The 17,078-nt window shown below is 73.7% G+C and carries 17 protein-coding genes; 5 read left to right on the top strand and 12 right to left on the bottom strand.

The window, feature by feature from the left end:
• Nucleotides 1-6: 6 nt before the first annotated feature.
• Entirely contained in the window at nt 7-429 is a 423-nt protein-coding gene (locus FAF44_RS08440; protein ID WP_237102474.1) for a hypothetical protein, read from the bottom strand.
• Between the two features lie 178 nt (nt 430-607).
• Here FAF44_RS08440 and FAF44_RS08445 point away from each other — a divergent pair, with 178 nt between their 5' ends.
• Nucleotides 608-1,843, top strand: coding sequence for a glycosyltransferase (locus tag FAF44_RS08445; protein WP_237102475.1), 1,236 nt, complete (start codon nt 608-610; stop codon nt 1,841-1,843).
• A gap of 18 nt (nt 1,844-1,861) precedes the next feature.
• Here FAF44_RS08445 and FAF44_RS08450 read toward each other — a convergent pair whose 3' ends face one another.
• Nucleotides 1,862-2,494: a hypothetical protein gene (locus FAF44_RS08450; RefSeq protein ID WP_237102611.1), complete on the bottom strand. Its 633-nt coding sequence runs from the start codon at nt 2,492-2,494 to the stop codon at nt 1,862-1,864.
• A 151-nt stretch (nt 2,495-2,645) separates the two neighbouring features.
• Between FAF44_RS08450 and FAF44_RS08455 the strand changes: the two genes are divergently transcribed.
• Nucleotides 2,646-3,500, top strand: coding sequence for a TrmH family RNA methyltransferase (locus tag FAF44_RS08455; protein ID WP_237102476.1), 855 nt, complete (start codon nt 2,646-2,648; stop codon nt 3,498-3,500).
• A 7-nt stretch (nt 3,501-3,507) separates the two neighbouring features.
• Here FAF44_RS08455 and FAF44_RS08460 read toward each other — a convergent pair whose 3' ends face one another.
• The 3 genes from FAF44_RS08460 to FAF44_RS08470 are packed head-to-tail and all read right to left on the bottom strand — an operon-like array spanning nt 3,508 to nt 6,138.
• A complete protein-coding gene (locus FAF44_RS08460) occupies nt 3,508-3,987 on the bottom strand; it encodes a hypothetical protein (RefSeq protein WP_237102477.1) in 480 nt (159 codons plus the stop codon).
• Nucleotides 3,984-5,456, bottom strand: coding sequence for a HAMP domain-containing sensor histidine kinase (locus FAF44_RS08465; protein WP_237102478.1), 1,473 nt, complete (start codon nt 5,454-5,456; stop codon nt 3,984-3,986). Before FAF44_RS08465 ends, FAF44_RS08460 begins: the two co-directional genes overlap by 4 nt.
• Before the next feature lie 7 nt (nt 5,457-5,463).
• Nucleotides 5,464-6,138, bottom strand: a complete 675-nt coding sequence (locus FAF44_RS08470; RefSeq protein WP_237102603.1) for a response regulator transcription factor — start codon at nt 6,136-6,138, stop codon at nt 5,464-5,466.
• Nucleotides 6,139-6,325: 187 nt separating this feature from the next.
• Between FAF44_RS08470 and vanY-N the strand changes: the two genes are divergently transcribed.
• Both vanY-N and FAF44_RS08480 read left to right on the top strand, forming a co-directional pair.
• Nucleotides 6,326-6,880, top strand: a complete 555-nt coding sequence (vanY-N, locus tag FAF44_RS08475; RefSeq protein ID WP_237102479.1) for a D,D-peptidase/D,D-carboxypeptidase VanY-N — start codon at nt 6,326-6,328, stop codon at nt 6,878-6,880.
• A complete protein-coding gene (locus FAF44_RS08480) occupies nt 6,873-8,792 on the top strand; it encodes a hypothetical protein (protein WP_237102480.1) in 1,920 nt (639 codons plus the stop codon). Before vanY-N ends, FAF44_RS08480 begins: the two co-directional genes overlap by 8 nt.
• Before the next feature lie 12 nt (nt 8,793-8,804).
• Here the strand turns inward: FAF44_RS08480 and FAF44_RS08485 are convergent, their stop codons facing one another.
• The 4 genes from FAF44_RS08485 to FAF44_RS08500 form a co-directional block, all read right to left on the bottom strand.
• On the bottom strand, nt 8,805-9,497 hold the full coding sequence (locus tag FAF44_RS08485; RefSeq protein WP_237102481.1) for an aspartate/glutamate racemase family protein: 693 nt from the start codon (nt 9,495-9,497) through the stop codon (nt 8,805-8,807).
• Nucleotides 9,498-9,583: 86 nt separating this feature from the next.
• Complete coding sequence (murF, locus tag FAF44_RS08490) at nt 9,584-10,954, bottom strand: UDP-N-acetylmuramoyl-tripeptide--D-alanyl-D-alanine ligase (protein ID WP_237102604.1); 1,371 nt, start codon at nt 10,952-10,954, stop codon at nt 9,584-9,586.
• A gap of 5 nt (nt 10,955-10,959) precedes the next feature.
• Nucleotides 10,960-11,916, bottom strand: coding sequence for a D-alanine--D-alanine ligase family protein (locus FAF44_RS08495; RefSeq protein ID WP_237102482.1), 957 nt, complete (start codon nt 11,914-11,916; stop codon nt 10,960-10,962).
• 116 nt (nt 11,917-12,032) lie between these two features.
• Nucleotides 12,033-12,932, bottom strand: a complete 900-nt coding sequence (locus tag FAF44_RS08500; RefSeq protein WP_237102483.1) for an AraC family transcriptional regulator — start codon at nt 12,930-12,932, stop codon at nt 12,033-12,035.
• A gap of 80 nt (nt 12,933-13,012) precedes the next feature.
• Here FAF44_RS08500 and FAF44_RS08505 point away from each other — a divergent pair, with 80 nt between their 5' ends.
• On the top strand, nt 13,013-13,828 hold the full coding sequence (locus FAF44_RS08505) for a hypothetical protein (RefSeq protein WP_237102484.1): 816 nt from the start codon (nt 13,013-13,015) through the stop codon (nt 13,826-13,828).
• Here FAF44_RS08505 and FAF44_RS08510 read toward each other — a convergent pair.
• The 3 genes from FAF44_RS08510 to FAF44_RS08520 are packed head-to-tail and all read right to left on the bottom strand — an operon-like array spanning nt 13,803 to nt 17,003.
• Nucleotides 13,803-14,594 carry a GntR family transcriptional regulator gene (locus tag FAF44_RS08510; protein WP_237102485.1) on the bottom strand — a complete coding sequence of 264 codons (792 nt, stop codon included), beginning with the start codon at nt 14,592-14,594 and terminating at the stop codon, nt 13,803-13,805. The genes FAF44_RS08505 and FAF44_RS08510 overlap by 26 nt on opposite strands.
• The gene (locus FAF44_RS08515) at nt 14,591-15,541 is read right to left on the bottom strand and encodes a hypothetical protein (RefSeq protein WP_237102486.1); all 951 of its coding nucleotides are present in this window, start codon (nt 15,539-15,541) and stop codon (nt 14,591-14,593) included. The genes FAF44_RS08510 and FAF44_RS08515 overlap by 4 nt, the downstream gene beginning before the upstream one ends.
• On the bottom strand, nt 15,531-17,003 hold the full coding sequence (locus FAF44_RS08520; protein ID WP_237102487.1) for an FGGY-family carbohydrate kinase: 1,473 nt from the start codon (nt 17,001-17,003) through the stop codon (nt 15,531-15,533). The genes FAF44_RS08515 and FAF44_RS08520 overlap by 11 nt, the downstream gene beginning before the upstream one ends.
• Nucleotides 17,004-17,078: the final 75 nt, after the last annotated feature.

Raw genomic sequence — 17,078 nt, forward strand, 5'->3', positions numbered from 1 at the left:
GTCAGATCAGCCGCGGAAGCCGCGGAAGACGCCGTCCGCATCGGTGTTCTCGGCGAACTCGCCGAAGTCCATGTTGCCGATGGACAGGTTGGCGTGGATCGCGGGGAGCTCGGAGGGGATGACGCGCAGCTCCCAGGTGAGTTCCAGCTCGATGACCAGGAACGGCGTCTCCGGCGACGCCATGGTGACCTGGTCGGCGATGACGAGGATGGCGTCCGCGTAGCGGTCGGGGAGCAGGGCCAGGAGCTGTTCCGAGGTGAGGCCCCGGTAGGCGGGATCCTCGACGACCTCCACCTGGTCCGAGAACTCCTCGATCCAGCCGTCCTCGTCGGTGTCGCCGAGCGAGGCGCGTACGGCCTGCCATCGTTGCTGGTCGGAGAAGTCGGTACGGACCACGAGCAAGGCGTCGGCTTCGGGCAACTTGTCCATCGGACGATCTTCGACGCGAAGCCGGTGGCTCCGCAAGTGAACGCCATGAGCCGTTCCCCGTCACTTCCAAGCTATAGCGCGTAGGGGGGCTTGCCACAAGGCCCCGGTCGTCCCGCACAATCACCCTTCGACATCGGAACGCTCGGAACGCGGGGGCTGCGGAATGCGGTTTGTGCTGGTGACCTATGGATCGCGCGGGGACGTCGAGCCGATGACGGGCCTGGCCGTGCGGCTGCGCGCACTCGGCGCCGAAGTACGCGTGTGCGCGCCGCCGGACTTCGCCGACCTGCTGGACGAGGTCGGCGTGCCGCTGACGCCCCTCGCCTGGCCGATCCGCGCGCTGGCGACGGGGGCCGTCCCCGGCAAGGAGAAGGCGGGCCTGTCCGGCATCGCCGCCGAGCTGACCGCCATGGCCTACGAGGCGGTCGCCGGGGTGGCCGCGGGCTGCGCCGCGGTGGTGGCCACCGGCTCGTTCCCGGCCCTGGCCGGTACGCGGACGGCCGCCGAGAAGCTGGGCGTGCCGTACGTGTTCACGTCCCTCTCCCCGTGTTACCTGCCGTCGTCGCAGCACCCGCCGCTCCGCTGGCCGGGCCAGGTGATCCCCCCGGAGGTGACCGGCAACCGGGAGCTGTGGGACCGGCACTCCGCGCACCTGGAAACCCTGTTCGGCGACACGGTCAACGTCCACCGGGCCTCGGTCGGCCTGCCGCCGGTGCGCGGCGTCCGCGACCACGTCTTCACCGGCCACCCGCTCCTGGCGGCCGACCCGGTCGTGGGCCCGTGGCAGCCGACGCCGGAGCTCGACGTGACGCAGACCGGCGCGTGGATCCGGCCGGACGGACGCCCGCTCCCGGCCGGGCTGGAGGCGTTCCTGGCCGCCGGCGCGCAGCCCGTCTACGTGGGCTTCGGCAGCATGCCGATGCGGGGCGCGAGCGCGCGGGAGATCTCGCGGGCCGTCGTCGAAGCGGTCCGGGCGCAGGGCCGCCGGGTCCTGCTCGGGACGGGCTGGGCCGACCTGGCCCTGATCGACGACCGGGACGACTGCTTCGCCGTCGGCGAGGTCAACCAGCAGGCGCTGTTCCCCCGGGTGGCCGCGGTCGTGCACCACGGCGGCGCGGGCACCACGACGACGGCGGCCCGTGCCGGGGCGCCGCAGGTGATCGTGCCGCAGGTCGCGGACCAGCCGTACTGGGCGGGCCGGGTGAGCGGGCTGGGCATCGGCGCCGTCCACGACGGTCCGACGCCGACCGCCGAGTCCCTGTCGGCCGCGCTCAAGGTCGCCCTGGCCCCCGAGACCGGCGCCCGCGCGGCCGCCGTGGCCGGGACGGTCCGCACCGACGGGGCGGAGCGGGCCGCGACGCTCCTGCTCGACATGGCCGGCGGGAGCGGGTCCACCCGCGTCGGGCAGCAGTAGACCCTGCCGTGGCGGGCGCTACTTCACCCCCCAGACGATGACGTCCAGTTCGACCCACCAGTCGTCCTCGTCGGTCGAGTCATGGACCTTCGCCACGCGGAGCGAGGCGACGTTCCCGCTGCTCGTCGTGAGGCACAGTTGCGAGCCGACGCCGAAGCCCTTCGTCCGGCCGGCGCCTGCCAGCCTGACGTCGCTCACCACCTGCCAGGCATCGGCGCAGGCGGCAGGAGTGCGCGGTTCGTCGTCCGCTCTCGCCAGCCGAGCGTCGTTCAAGGGGTTGAGCGCCACATAGAACACGCCGTTCTCCAGCGCGAGGTCGGGGGTGTTGTCGTCGGCCCCCACGCTGATCGTGTCGATGTCGAAGCCGTCCTGGGCGAATGTCAGCCGCGCGGTCCCCGTCCTGGTGGCGTCGGGCGCGGGCGACGGGGGCGGCGTGTCCGCCGGGCTCGTGGCCGACGACGGCGCGGGCTCGGCCGGCGCGGACGACGGTATCGACTGACTTGGAGCCGCGGGAGTGGTGGGAGTGGCGGGGGCGCTGCCCTGCCAGATCGCGACTATCGCGGCAAGCGCTCCCACCAGCCCGGCCACCGCGCCGACGATCTGCCACTGATCGCCGTTCAGCCCGAAATACGACTTGCCCTTGTCCGCCAACCGAACATCACCTCGGCGCGCGCCCAGAACCGGACTTTCTCACCATGGATGGTAGACGCCCGCATCCGTGATGTCGGTCGGGTCGGCAGAACCGTGATGCGGCGGTGTCCGCTGGTCGTGACGGGATGAAAGTGATCCTATCCTGGAGGGCGTGGTTGATCGGGGGCATTCGGTGTCGGCGCAGGTGCGCATCACGCGGGCGAACGCGCGCTTCCAGCAGTGGCAGGCGCTCCTGGGCAACCGGACCAAGCGGCAGCGCGCCAAGGAGTTCCTGATCCAGGGGGTACGCCCGATCAGCCTGGCGATCGAGTTCGGCTGGCCGGTGCACGCGGTGCTCTACGACGCCGAGCGGACGCTGTCCGGCTGGGCCACGGAGATGATCGAGGCGGCCGGCGGCGAGCGGGTGGCCATGGCCCCCGACCTGCTGCGCGAGCTGGGCGGCAAGGACGAGGACGTTCCCGAGCTGGTGGTGGTCGCCGAACTGCCGGACGACGAGCTGTCCCGGATCCAGGTGGGGCCGTCCTTCCTGGGCACGGTGTTCGACCGGCCGAACAACCCCGGCAACATCGGCACGATGGCCCGTTCGCTGGACGCGTTCGGCGGCACCGGCCTGATCGTCACCGGGCACGCCACCGACCCCTACGACCCTCGCTCGGTGCGCGCCTCCACCGGGTCGCTGCTGGCGCTGCCGGTGGTGCGGTCCCCCTCCCACCGGGAGGTGCTCGCCTGGGTGGCGCAGGTGCGTGAACGGGGTCTGCCGCTCCAGGTGGTGGGCACCGACGAGAACGGCACCCGCGACGTCGCCGAACTGGACCTGACCGGCCCCACCCTGCTGGTGGTCGGCAACGAGACCAGCGGGCTGAGCGCGGGATGGCGGCAGGCGTGCGACATCATGGCGCGCATCCCGATGGCCGGCTCGGCCAGTTCCCTGAACGCCGCCAGCGCGGCCACCGTGACCTTGTACGAGGCCGCCCGCCAGCGCCGCAGCGGGGCGAATACTTCCTGAGCCGGCGTCACTCCGGGCAGTCGCGGAGGTCGGGGTGCCGCTCGGCGCCGACGACGGTGATCCTGTCAGGGCCTTCGGGCGTCGTGGCGGCGGCCGTGCAGACGATCTGCCCGACGGCCAGTGCGGACAGCGTGCCGGCGGGCGTGGACGGGGTCACCGACCGGTGGCCGCCCGACAGGAGGGTCACCGCGAACGGGCTGGCCTCGGGCGGGACGTCGGTGGTGAACCCGCTCGCCCGTTCCCGCGCGGTGGGCCCGGCCGCCAGCAGCCCGAGGGTGTTCGCCTGGAGCAGGATCCGGCCACCGCCAGGCCGCGTCACCGCGCTGAGCCGGCCGTCCCTGACCAGGTAGAGGGTGATCGTCGTGGTCGGTGCGACGGGTCCGCTCGGCGGGTCGCCGGCGGGGATGGCGTCGCTGGGCCGCACCCCGCAGCCCGTCACGGCGGCGAGCGAGACGAGGCCCGCGGCGAGCACGCGACGGATGTTCATTCGGGGCCTCCGTCCGGGTCGGGCGCCCGGCGTGGCAGACGCAGCGTGAAGACGGCGCCGCCGTCCGGGGCGTTGGTGACGGTGAGGTCGCCGTGGTGCAGGAGCGCGTTCTCCCGTGCGATGGCCAGGCCGAGGCCGCTGCCCTCGGATCTGGCCCTGGACGCGCTGGCCTTGTAGAAGCGGTCGAACACGTGCGGCAGCACCGCTTCGTCCAGGCCCGGTCCGTGGTCGCGGACCTCGAGGATGATCCGGTGCGGGTCGGCGTGCAGCCGCACCGACACCGGTGGTTCGCCGTGCCGCAGGGCGTTGCCGACCAGGTTCGCGAGGATGACGTCCACCCGGCGCGGGTCCAGCCGGGCCGTCACCCCGGGTGGCAGCTCGGTGCGCACCGCGTCCGGCCAGCCCCGGCTGCGCAGGGTCGCGCGGACCAGCTCGGCCATGTCGACGTCGTTCAGCGCGAGGGCCGCGACGCCGGAGTCGAACCGGCTGATCTCGATGAGGTCGTTCACCAGCCCGGTGAGGTTGAGCGTCTCCTGGCTGACCAGCCTGGCGGCCCGGCCGGCGGGTTCGGGCAGCCCGGCGGCCTCCTCGTCGAGGACGTCGGCGACCGCGGTGAGCGCGGCCAGCGGGGTGCGCAGCTCGTGGGACACGTCGGCCACGAACCGGCGGGCGTCGGCCTCCATCTCGCGTAGCTGCTTGACGTGCCGTTCCAGCTCCGCGGCGGTGTTGTTGAAGGTACGCGCCACGTCGGCCAGCTCGTCGGAGCCGCGGACCGCGATCCTGGTCCGCAGCTCGCCCTCGCCCAGCAGGCGGGCCGCCCGGCCGAGTTCGCGCACCGGGCGCAGCACGCCGCGGGTGGCCACCGACGCGAGGACGACCGCGAAAGCCAGGGCCACCCCGCCGGTGAGCAGCGCGCGGGTGGCGAGCTGGTCGATGCCGCGCTGCTCGGCGAGCAGGCTGCGGGCGGCGTAGACCTCGATGCCGGAAATCCGCGTCGTCCGGTCCTGCTCGACGATCACCAACGGCGCGCCGATGATCAGGAAGGGGGCGCCGTGCCAGATCACCCGCTGCCACCCGACTTCGCCGCTGGCCACCACCCCGCGCAGCCCCGCTGGAATCACCTCGGGAGTCAGGGTCGGCGGGCCTTCGCGCGGTCGCCGGCCGCCCGGCGGCGGGCCGGTCAGCGAGTGCGCCTCGTGGTAGAGGGCGAGCGCGGAGCCGTTCCCGTCCGCCACCGTGCCGGCGATCTGCTGGAGCTCGTCCGGGCCCGGCGTCGCACTCCGCAACGGGAAGAGCGCCTGCAGGCGGCTCGTCATCGTCTGCACCGCGGCGTCCTGGGCCCGTTGCAGGATCTCGGTGCGGGCCAAGACGTAGATCCCGCCGGTCACCGCCACCGTGGTGACCACGCTCAGCAGCGCGAACGCGAACAGCAGCCGGGCGCGCAGCCCCGGGCTCGGCCAAGGTGTCACCGGCGGCTCACACCGGCCCGAACCGGTACCCGAAGCCACGCACTGTCTGTACGTAGACGGGCGCCGCCGAGTCGTCCTCGATCTTGGCGCGCAGGCGTTGCACGCACGCGTCCACGAGACGCGAGTCGCCGAAGTACCCGTGCTCCCACACCGACTCCAGCAGTTGCTGGCGGCTGTGCACCCGGCCCGGTGTGCCGGACAGTTCGAGCAGCAGGCGCAGCTCGGTCGGGGCGAGGCTGACCGGCACGCCGCGGTGGGCGACCACCAGCCCGGCGCGATCGATGCTCAGGTCCCCGTGCCGTTCCAGCTCCGCCTGGTCGCGGCCGATCCGGCGCAGCACCGCGCGGATGCGCGCCTCCAGCACCCTGGGCTGCACCGGCTTGACCACGTAGTCGTCGGCGCCCGCCTCCAGCCCGGCCACCACGTCGATGTCGTCGCCGCGCGCGGTCAGCATGATGATCGGCACCTCGCCGGCGGCCCGGATGCGGCGGCAGACCTCGAAGCCGTCCATGCCGGGCAACATCAGGTCGAGCACGACGACGTCGGGAGGGTCCGCGCGCAGCCGGTCCAGCCCCTGTTCGCCGGACTCCGCCGCGCGCACCCGGTGCCCGTGCCGGGTCAGGGCCAGTTCGAGTCCCTCCCGTACGGCCGGGTCGTCCTCGATCAGCAACACCCGTGCCACGCCGACTTTCACCGCATGCTCCGTCACTCGTTCGCCGGTCAACCCCATCCACTGTCGGGCGGCCGTGTCCCTGCCGCGTCCGCGCCATGTCATGGTTGTGTCACGGTCGGGCCGCTGGTGGTGGCCGTCGAGAAACCATGACATGCGGCGGACGACGCGCGCACATTCCTTGCCAATCGTATTCGGCATGGACGAACCACGCACCCTTCCACCTCGGCTCCGGGATCGGCTGTATGCCGTGGTCACGCTGCTGCTGGCGGTGCTCCTGCTGCCCGCGGCGTTCGCCCGCCGGCCCGGCCGCGCCCGCGAACTGGCCTGCCGGTGGGCGTTACGGATGCGCTTCCCCGCCGAGGACCTCACCGGGCTGACCGGCGGCGCGCTGGCGGCGTTCACCGCGGCGCGCACCGAGGCGCTCTGGCGGCACGGCCAGCTCATCGGCCTCACCTCGGGGTATCGCGATCCCCTCGTCCAGCAGCGGATGTTCGACGAGGAGGTGCGCCGCTCCGGCTCCCCCGCCTCGGCGCGCATGCTCGTGCTGCCGCCGGCGGAGTCCAACCACGTCAAGGGCATCGCGCTGGACGTACGTCCGCACGAAGGGGCGCGCTGGCTGGAGGAGCACGGCGCCCGCCACGACCTGTTCCGCCTCTACGACAACGAGTGGTGGCACTTCGAGTACCGCCCGGAGAGCGGCGGCACCCCGCCCCGGCGACGCCCCCATCCCGGCGTGGGCCCAGGTGCTTGACGACCGGCCCGGCTCGCTGGGACGGCGACTGCGAGCGGCGCGCGAGACGGCGTTCGTGGGACGGGCGGAAGAACTCGCGATCTTCACCGCCGCGTTGTACGGGGGCGGCTGCAGCGTGCTGTACGTGCACGGCCCCGGCGGCATCGGGAAGTCGGCCCTGCTCCGCCGGTTCGCGCACGAGGCCGCCGCGACGGGACGGCCGGTGTCGATGCTGGACGGGCGCGGGCCCGAACCGGCGCTCCACGACGCCGGTGCGGTGCTGCTGATCGACGACGTCGAGCACATCCAAGGCTGGGAGGGCCTGTCGCGCCTGCCCGTGGGGGTGCTGGCGGTGATCGCGGGACGGCACCCGCCGGACCTGCGCCGGCGGGCGGACCCGGGATGGGCGGGGGCGCTGCAGGTGCTGCCGCTGCGCGACCTGCGGGCCGCCGACGCGCGGGCCCTGCTGGACCGCGCCGGGGTGCCGGCCGAGTCGCGCGAGCCGCTGCTGGCCTTCGCCGGCGGCCACCCGCTGGCGCTGCTGCTCGGGGCGGCCACCGCGGCGAAGGCCGGACGGCGGTGGACGCCGCACCAGGACGTGGTGGCCACACTGCTGGACGAGCTGGTGGGCGAGCCGCCCTCGGCGGCGCATCGGCGGGCTCTGGAGATCTGCGCGCATGCGTACACGACGACGGAGAGCCTGCTGCGGGCGACCCTGCCGGAGGACGCCGGGACGTTGTTCCGCTGGTTGCGGCGGTTGCCGTTCGTCGAGTCGAGCGGTCTCGGGCTGTTCCCGCAGCCCGTGGTGCGGAAGGCGCTGGAGGCGGACCTGCGCTGGCGGGATCCGGAGGGGTACGCGGCGATGCACGACCGCGTGCACGCGTACCTGGCGGACCGGGTGCGTACGGCGAGCGAGGCGGACGTGCCCGGCGCGGTCGCGGCCCTGCTTCACCTGCATCGCGGCGACGAGCCGCCGGCCGACGTCCCCGACGAGTTCGAGGAGGAGCCGCTGCGGCAGGAGGATCTCGGGACGCTGCTCCGGGTGGCGGCCGAGGACGCGGCCCGCGCCGCCTTCTGGGCGCGACGCCGGCCGGAGGCGTTCCGGGTGTATCGGCGGACCGAGACCGGCGAGCCCGTGGCCTGCTCCGCGTGGTTGCGGCTGGCGGAACTCGACGAGGACGAGCTGACGGCCGACCCCGTCGTGGCCAGGGCCTGGGCGCACGCGCGGGCCACCGCGCCGTTGCGCGCCGGTGAGCATCTGGCGGTCGGCCGGCACTGGGCGCTGCCCGCGTATCGCGGGGACTCGCCGGTGATGGGGATGATCGGGCGGCGGATGATCGGTGACTGCCTGCGGTCCGAGCGGCTGGCCTGGTCGTCCATCGAGGTACGGCAGCCGGACCGGGCGTGGGCCGGGCGTTTGCGGCGGTTCGGGATGCGCGACATCGCCGAGCCGCCACGACCCGGGGAGTACGGCCTGTTCGCGCACGACTGGCGCGCGGTGCCGGCGCGGACGTGGCTGGAGCGGCTGAACCGGCCGCCCGCCACGGGCCCGGCTGCCGCGACGGCGAACCTGGCCGTGCTCTCCCAGGCGGAGTTCACCGAGGCGGTACGCAAGGCGCTGCGCCAGTTGCCGCGCCCGGACGCGCTGGCCGCCTCCCCGCTGGCGCGCACCAGGCTGGTCGCCGGGCGGCACAATCCGGCCACGGCACTCGGTGACCTGCTCCGCCGGGCGATCGACGACCTGGGCGAGGACCCGCGCGCGGCCAAGCCGCACCGGGCGCTGTCCGTCACGTTCCTGCGCGGCGCGCCCACCCAGGAACTGGCCGCGGAACGACTCGGCCTCCCGTTCACCACCTACCGCCGCCACCTGACGGCCGGCATCGAACGGGTCTGCGCCGACCTGTGGCACCAGGAGCTGTACGGCGCCGGATGAGCACGCCCCGGGTCAGCCGGAGAGCGCGAACCCGGCCGCCGCCTCCGCGTGCAGCCGGGCGCTCGCCAGCACCGGGACGGCGCTGTCCTTCTCGCTGACCAGCAGCTCGATCTCCGTGCAGCCGAGGATCACGCCTTCCGCGCCGTCGGCCGCGAGATCGTCGATGATCCGGGCGTACGCGTCCCTGGACGACTCCCGGAGCACCCCGCGCACCAGCTCGTCGAAGATCACGCGATGGACCAGCTCACGCTGCGCACGCCGGGGCACGATCACGTCGAAGCCGTGGGCGGCCAGCCGCTCGCGGTAGAAGGGCTGCTCCATGGTGAAGCGCGTGCCCAGCAGGCCCACCTTGCGCATGCCCCGGGCGCGGACCTCGGCGCCCACGGCGTCGGCGATGTGCAGCACGGGCACGCTCACGGCCCGCTCCACGTCGTCGCTGACCCGGCTGAAGGTGTTGCTGCAGACCAGCAGGAGGCCGGCGCCGAGCTGCTCCAGTTTCCGGCCCGCGCCGGTCAGCAGCGTGCTCACCTCGTCCCAGCGGTCGGCGAAGATGAGGTCCTCGACGGTCGTGTAGTCGACCGACCAGATGAGGCTGTCGGCGGAATGGCTGCCGCCGAGTCGCTCGCGTACCCGCTGGTTGACGATCTGGTAGTAGATCACCGTCGATTCCCAGCTCAACCCGCCGATAAGACCGATGGTGCGCATGGAACTCCGTTTCACCCGTTGGTGCCGGCAGGCTAGGCGCGGCGCCTGCTCATCCGGCAGGCCGAAAGTTGTCCAGCCGGCCGTGCTCAGCCCGGCGGCGTCGCGAGCGCGCGGGCGCAGGCGGCGAGCCCGATCTCGCTGGACGCCTTGACGAACACCACGTCCCCCGGTTCGACCAGCGCGGTGGCCAGCCGGACGGCCCCGGCCACGTCCTCGACGGCATGGACGGCCACGCCCTGGTCCGAGGCGCGCGCGGCCTCCGCCATCGCGACCGGATCCCCCGCCCCGACCGCGATCAGCACGTCGTAGCGCAGGCCGGCGACGAGCCGGCCCACCTCCGCGTGCCGGGCGCGCGAGGCGTCCGCCTGTTGTCCCATCGCGCCGAGTACGGCGACGGTCCGCCGGCTCCCGGCCAGGGCCTTCGCCGCCCGCAGCCCGGCCCGCATGGACTCGGGGTTGGCGTTGTAGGCGTCGTTGACGACGGTGACGCCGTCCGGCCGTTCGACGACCTCCAGCCGTCCCCCGGAGCGTCGCCGTGCGGCGGTCAGCCCGTCGGCGATCTCGGCGACGCCCAGGCCGAGCACGGTGGCCACGGCGGCGGCGGCCAGGGCGTTGCCCACCTGGTGCGCGCCGACGAGGTCGAGCCGGACCGGGGCCCGGCCGGTGGGCGTCACCAGCTCGAACGCGGGTCGCGCCCGGTCGTCCAGCCGCACGTCCTCGGCCCGCACCTGCGCCGACTTCCCGTACCGCACGATCGTGGCCCTGGTGCGGGCGGCCATGCCCATGACGTACGGGTCGTCGGCGTTGAGCAGCGCGAACCCGTCCGCCGGGAGCGCCTCGACCAGCTCGCCCTTGGCCTGGGCCACGTCGGCGAGCCCGGTCCCCATCCGCTCCACATGCGCGGTGCCGACGTTGAGCACCAGCCCGACCTGGGGCGGCGCGAGCCCGGTCAGGTACGTCAGGTCGCCCTTGCGGCCCGCACCCATCTCCAGCACCAGATTCCGGGTGGCGGCGTCGGCGCGCAGCACGGTGAGCGGCAGCCCGAGCTCGTTGTTGAACGACCTGTCGGTGGCGACCGTCGCGGCGTGCCGTTCGAGGAGCTGGGCCAGCAGGTCCTTGGTCGTGGTCTTGCCCACGGAGCCGGTCAGCGCGATCACGGTCGGGCTGATCTGTTCGAGCACGTGCCTGGCCAGCAGGCCGAGCGCGAGCTGGACGTCCGCCACCACGAGAGCGGGCACGCCGACGGGCCGCGCGGCCAGCACGGCGACGGCCCCGCCCGCGACGGCACGGGCCGCGTAGTCGTGACCGTCGACGCGCGCCCCGGCCGTCGCGGCGAACAGGCCGCCGGGCAGCACCTCGCGGGAGTCGACCGCCGAGGGCGCCGTCACCGGCGCCGCCGGGTCGGGCACGTCGTCCAGGCGGGCGCCGACCACCCGCGCGATCTCGGTCAGCGTCATGGGGATCACGAGCCGCTCCTGGCGAACGCGAGGTCGATGAGCCGGCGCAGCAGCTCCGGGTACGGGACCCCGCTCGCGGCCCACGCCCTGGCGTAGACGGAACGGGCGGTGAAGCCGGGCATGGTGTTGATCTCCAGCACGTACAGGCGTCCCGTGTCCTGCTCGTGGAGGAAGTCGACCCGGGACAGGCCGTAGCCGCCGATCGCCCGGAAGGCGCGCAGGGCCAGCTCGCGCACGTCGTCGGCCACCCGTTCCGGCAGCACGGCGGGGATGGCGGCGATCTCGGCCCGGCTGAGGTACTTGGCCTCGTAGTCGAGCCAGTCGCCGGGCACGATCAGCTCGCCGGGCGCCGACGCGTCCGGGGTGTCGTGGTCGCCGAGCACGCCGCAGATGAGCTCGCGCGCGCTCACGCCCTGCTCGACGATGACCATCCGGTCGTGGGCCAGCGCCAGCTCCACCCCCGCGCGCAGTTCCTCCATGGACGTGACCCGCGAGATGCCGATGGAGGAGCCCAGACCGGCCGGTTTGACGTACATCGGCCAGTCGAGCGACTTCACCAGCGCCCAGTGGTCGGTGCTGGTGCGCCATTCGTGCTCGCTGAACCACACGTACGGGGTGACCGGAATGCCCTCCGCCAGGAAGGCCCGCCGCATCGCGACCTTGTTCATGGCCACCGCCGAGGCCAGGACGCCGCAGCCCACGTACGGCAGGCCCAGCGTCTCCAGGTGCCCCTGGACGACGCCGTCCTCGCCGAACGGCCCGTGCAGCACGGGGAAGACCACGTCCGCCAGGTCGCGCCGCAGCTCCACCGGCCACCGGCCGCGCCGGTCGATGATGACGGCGACGGGCTCGTACAGCTCCCTCGGCAGGGCGTCGAGCACCGCCTGCGCCGACTGCAGCGACACCTCGTGTTCGGCGGACGGCCCGCCCGCCAGCACAGCCACGCGTACGCGCTCGGTCACGTTCGATCAGCCTTCCTCAACGGCGCGGGACCAACCTGACGAGCGTCGGCGCTACGACTGACCGGTTCCCAGACCATTCGCTGTCCGGTTCCTGACCGCTGTGCCTGCCCGCGGCCTCACCCCGCCGGGTCACGACGGCGGAGCAGACCCGGGCTGGTGCCGTGAAAGCGCTTGAAGGCGCTGCTGAACGCGAAGCCGTCGGTGTATCCGACCCTGCGGGCGACCGAGGCGACCTTCGCGCCCGGCTCGCGCAGCAGCTCGGCGGCCAGGGTCATCCGCCAGCCGGTCAGGTAGGTCATCGGGGGCTGCTCGACCAGCGCGGTGAAGCGGCGGGTGAAGCTCGCCCGGGAGAGCCCGGCCGTGGCCGCGAGCAGGCCGACGTTCCAGGGCCGCGCCGGCTCGGCGTGCATCGCGCGCAGCACGGGGCCGATCACGGGGTCGCCGAGGGCGAGGTACCAGGCGGGCGGCGCGGCGTCCGGCCGGCCGAACCAGGCGCGCAGGGTGCGGACGAGCAGCAGGTCCAGCAGCCGATCGAGCACGAGGTCCTGGCCCGCCTCGCGGACGGCCAACTCCTCGGCGAGCAGGATGCCGACCGCCGTGCCGGGCTCGGCGCGGACCGTCAGCATCTCGGGCAACGCGCTGATCAGCCTGCGCCCGACGTCGTCGGTGCTGCGGTAGGCGCCGGTGACCAGGTCGAGGGGTTCGCCGGCCGAACGCGGCCGGGTGTCCAGACGGGTGCACCGCACGCCGTGGTGGATCACGACCTGCGGGGGCGTGCCCGGGTCGTCGGCGACCCGGTGCGGTGCCGGGCCTCGCAGCAGCGCGGTGTCCCCGGCGGTGAGCAGCGCCGCCCGCCCTTCCCGGGGCACCACCCAGGTGCTGCCGCGCAGCACCGTGTAGAGCGTCAGCGGGGGTGCTTCCTCGTTGAGCAACGACCACGGCGGGGCCAGGAACGACTGCCGCAGCACCGCGCCGTCCGCCCGTACCGCCCGCAGCAGCCTGGCCAGCGCCTCCATTCCGGAAAGTGTAAGCATCACGAAGGTGGTCGAGCCGTTCACCCATGGCTTGCGGCCCCGGCCGGGGATTGGCTGGAGCCATGACTGTTCTTGTTCTCGGGGCGACCGGCAGGACGGGCCGTCTCGTGGTCGCCGGGCTGAAGGCCCGGGGTGTGCGGGTGCGGGCGGTTTCGCGATCCGCCCCGCTACCTTTCGACTGGGACGATCCCGGCACCTGGGGTCCCGTCGCCGACGGCGTCACGGCGGCCTACCTGGTGACGCCCGAGGACCCGGGGTTCCGCGCCGGGCGGGTGGGCTCGTTCCTGGACCGGGCGGACGGGATCCGGCGGATCGTGCTGCTGTCCGGTCTGAGCGCGGGCTACGGGAGCGTGCCGATGGCCTCCCGCGAGGTGCCCGTGCGCCGGCCGGGCCTGGACTGGACGATCCTGCGGCCGGGCGCCTTCCAGCAGAACTTCGTCACCCCGCCGGAGAGCGGGGAACTGCGGCTGCCGCTGGGCCCGCGACCGCGCACCGCGCCCATCGACGTCGCCGACATCGCCGACGTCGCGGTGCGCGTGCTGACCACCGACGGCCACGCCGGACGGACCTACGACCTGTCGGGCCCACGCGCCCTGTCCTACGCCGAACTGCTCGAGATCGCCTCCCGGCGCGGCGGGCGTCCGGCCGTCTACGTGGACGAGCCGGTCGAAGCCTGGCTGGCGCGGATGACGGCCCGCGGTGTCTCCGAGCAGGCGCTGAACTGGTCGCTGGAGACGTTCGAGGCCATCCGCCGGGGCGTGTACGCGCGCCTGCACGACGGCGTCCACCAGGTGCTCGGGCGGCGGCCCCGCGACTTCGCGGACCTCGGCGCACGGCACCAGGGCGCGACCGTCAGGTGCCGGCGGACTGCACGGTGAGCAGGGGGTTGCGGGGTGCTCCCCTGCGCCGTTCCAACCGCACCTCGAACCGGCTCAGGTCGCCCCGGTGCGAGGCGACGAAGTACTCGACGGGCCGTCCGTCCGGCGCGTACGACGTGCTGGACAGCAGGAGGATCGGGCTGTCGCGGCGGATGTCCAGCGACCGGGCCACCGCCGCGGGCGCGGGCACCGCCTCCACCTGCCGCCGCCCCCAGGAGATCTCGATCCCGTACTCGTCCTCCAGGAGCGCGTACAGCGACTGATGGGTCAGATCCTCCTCCAGCAGCCGCGGGCACAACGCGTACGGCAGGTACGTCACCACCACCACCCACGGGATCTCGTCCACGAACCGCAACCGGTCGAGGACGATGACCGGGTCGCCCGGCGCGATCGCCAGCTCGGCGGCGACCTCCGGCGTGGCCGGTACCCGTTCCAGGCGGCGTACCTCGCTGCGCATGGTGCCGCCGCGCGAGGTGACGTCCTCGTGCAGGCCGGTGAGGGTCTGGACGAGCAGTTCGGAGGTCTTGGGCGGTGTCACGAACGACCCCTGGCCCTTCCTGCGCACGATGCGCCCGCCGATCTCCAGCTCGCGCAGCGCCTGCCTGACCACGGTCCGCGACACGCCGTAGGAGTCGCAGAGCTCGCTCTCGCTGGGCAGGCGGTCGCCGGGGCGGTGCACCCCCTCGTCCATGTCGTGGATGAGGGCCTGCTGGAGCTGGTAGTACATCGGGACGAACGACTCCCGGTCCAGCCGCTGTGTGGTCATGACTCCCCTGAGATGTGTGCGATCGTGTCCAGCCGGGCGAACGTCTCCTCGCCGATCGAGGTCCCATAGACGCCGCCGATGTGGTCGGCCCAGCCGTGCAGGAAATAGCGCCACCCGTCCGCCACCCGCAGCCCCCGCTCCGCGGCCTGCCGCCCGGCCTGGCGCAGGAAGGTGAGCGGCCCCCGATAGTTCAGCTCCCATACGACGGCCTCCCGGGGGAACGGCGCGGTGTCGCCGAGCGGCGATCCGGGCCGGTCCTTGCCCATGCCGGTGGCGTTGATGACGAGCGACCCGGCGGGCAGGCCGGCCAGCAGGCCGTCACCGGACGGGTCGCACCGCACGTCCACCGGCGTGCCGAGGGTCTGCGCCAGTTCGTGCACCTTGCGCAGCCGCTCGGGCAGCACGTCCGACACCAGCAGGCGGCCCGGCCGGTCGGTGTGGCGGTGCAGCAGCATGACGGCGATCGCCAGGCCGGCCCCGCCGGCGCCGAGGCACAGCGCGTGGCCGCCGGTCCTGGCGAAGTGGTCGGGGGCCAGCAGCTCGCGCAGTGCGCGGCCCGCCGTCACGACGTCTCTGGCCGCGCCCCGCAGCCGTCCGTCGTGCTTGGTGATGAGGGAGATCTCCCCGCAGAGCGTGGCGTGGTCGTCGAGTTCGTCGAACAGGTCGGCCGCGGCGGCGTGCACGCCGGTCTTGTGGCTGGTGATGAGCGCGCCGCGGGTGCGCGGGTCGGCGGCGAGGCCGGCCACCGCGGCGCGGTAGACCTCCGGCGGGCTGCCGAGCGGCAGGTCCTGCCCGATCAGGCGGGCGGCGGGCAGCCCGAGGGCCCGGGCCCAGCGGGGGAACAGGCCATGGATCGACGACTGCGCGGTCGTGACGCCGAGAAACCGCATGATCTCGGGGCCGGTGCCGGCCCCGGCGGGGTGCCGGGACAAGATCTCAGTGCTCATTGAACCACGGCTCCAGCCGGGCGTAGGCGTCGAGGAAGCGGCGATACTGGCGAATGTATCGCTCGTGAACGATCTTGTCTGGCAAGATCGCCGGTTCGGTGGCCGAGAGGCCGGGCGCGACGCCGAAACCGTCGAAGACGCCCATCGCGACCCCGCCCACGATCGCCGCGCCCAGGCAGTTGGCCTCGACGTTCGTGCGGCGGCGTACCGGCAGGCCCCAGACGTCGGCCAGCACGCGCAGCACCTCCGCGGCCACGGCCGCCCCGCCGACCGCGTCGATGCGCTCGATCGCGGTGCCGTTGCCGGTGAACGCCCGCAGCCCGGTCAGCAGGTTCATGGCCACGCCCTCCAGCACGGCCCGGGTCAGGTGGGCGCGCTCGTGGTGACGGGCCAGCCCGACGAAGGCGGCCCGCGCCTTGGGGTTCCAGTACGGCGAACGCTCCCCGAGCAGGTGGGGCAGGAAGAACAGGCCGTCCCCGGCGGCCTCGACCTGTGCCGCGGCGGCGAGCAGGTCGGCGTGCGGGGCGGCGAGCACCTCGCTGATCCACTCCAGTGACGCGCCGCCGGCCTGCATCGTGGCGGTGGGCACGTAACGGCCGGGCACGACGTGGTTGAACGTCATCGTGCGCATGCCGGGGTCGAGCAGCGGGGCGTCGGCGGCCAGCGAGATCCAGGAGGAGGAGCCCAGGTAGGCGTAGGCGGACCCGTCGGGCGCCACCACGCCCGCGCCGGTCGCGGCGCACGGTCCGTCGCCGCCGCCGATGACCACCGGAGTGCCCTGGGCGAGCCCCGTGAGCGCGGCGGCCTCATGCGTGACGCGGCCGATCACGGTGGTGGACGGGACGATCTCCGGCCACAGCGCCATCGGGACGTCGGCGGCCTGCAGAATCTCCTCCGACCAGCCGCCGGCCACCTGGTCGAAGGCGTTGGTGCCGGACGCGTCGGACGGATCGGTCACGAGGCGGCCGGTCAGCCGGTACGCGACGAAGTCCTTGGCCTGCACAATCGCCCGGGTCGCGGCGTACGCGGCCGGCTCGTGGCGGCGCACCCAGAGCACCTTCGTCAGCGAGTACGTGGCGTTGAGCCGGTGGCCGGTCAGCCCGTAGACCCGGTCCATCGGGATGCGGTCGAGCAGGCGCTCGCACTGGTCCGCGGAGCGGGTGTCGGCCCAGATGATCGCCGGGCGGACCGGCTCGCCGTGGCCGTCGAGGAAGACCGCGCCCATCATCTGGCCGGAGAACGACACGCAGGTGATCTCGGCCGGGGCCGTGCCCGTGCGGTCGAGCAGGTCACGCGTCGAGCGGAGCACCGCGTCCCACCAGTCGAGCGGCGACTGCTCGGCCCGGCCGCCGGGCCCGAACGCGGTCGGGTAGCGCGCCGTGCTCATCGCGGTGAGCGTGCCGTCGTCGCCGAACATCGCCGCCTTGTCGCCGGTGGTGCCGAGGTCGTGGGTGAGGATCATCTGCTGCTCCGAGTGGGCTGGGATGGCCCAACTCTAGACATTTCGAACAGCCCGCCTCTTGCCTAACATCCTAGC

It is taken from the genome of Nonomuraea sp. MG754425, from assembly GCF_021699195.1.
In the GTDB taxonomy this organism is placed as follows: Bacteria; Actinomycetota; Actinomycetes; order Streptosporangiales; family Streptosporangiaceae; genus Nonomuraea.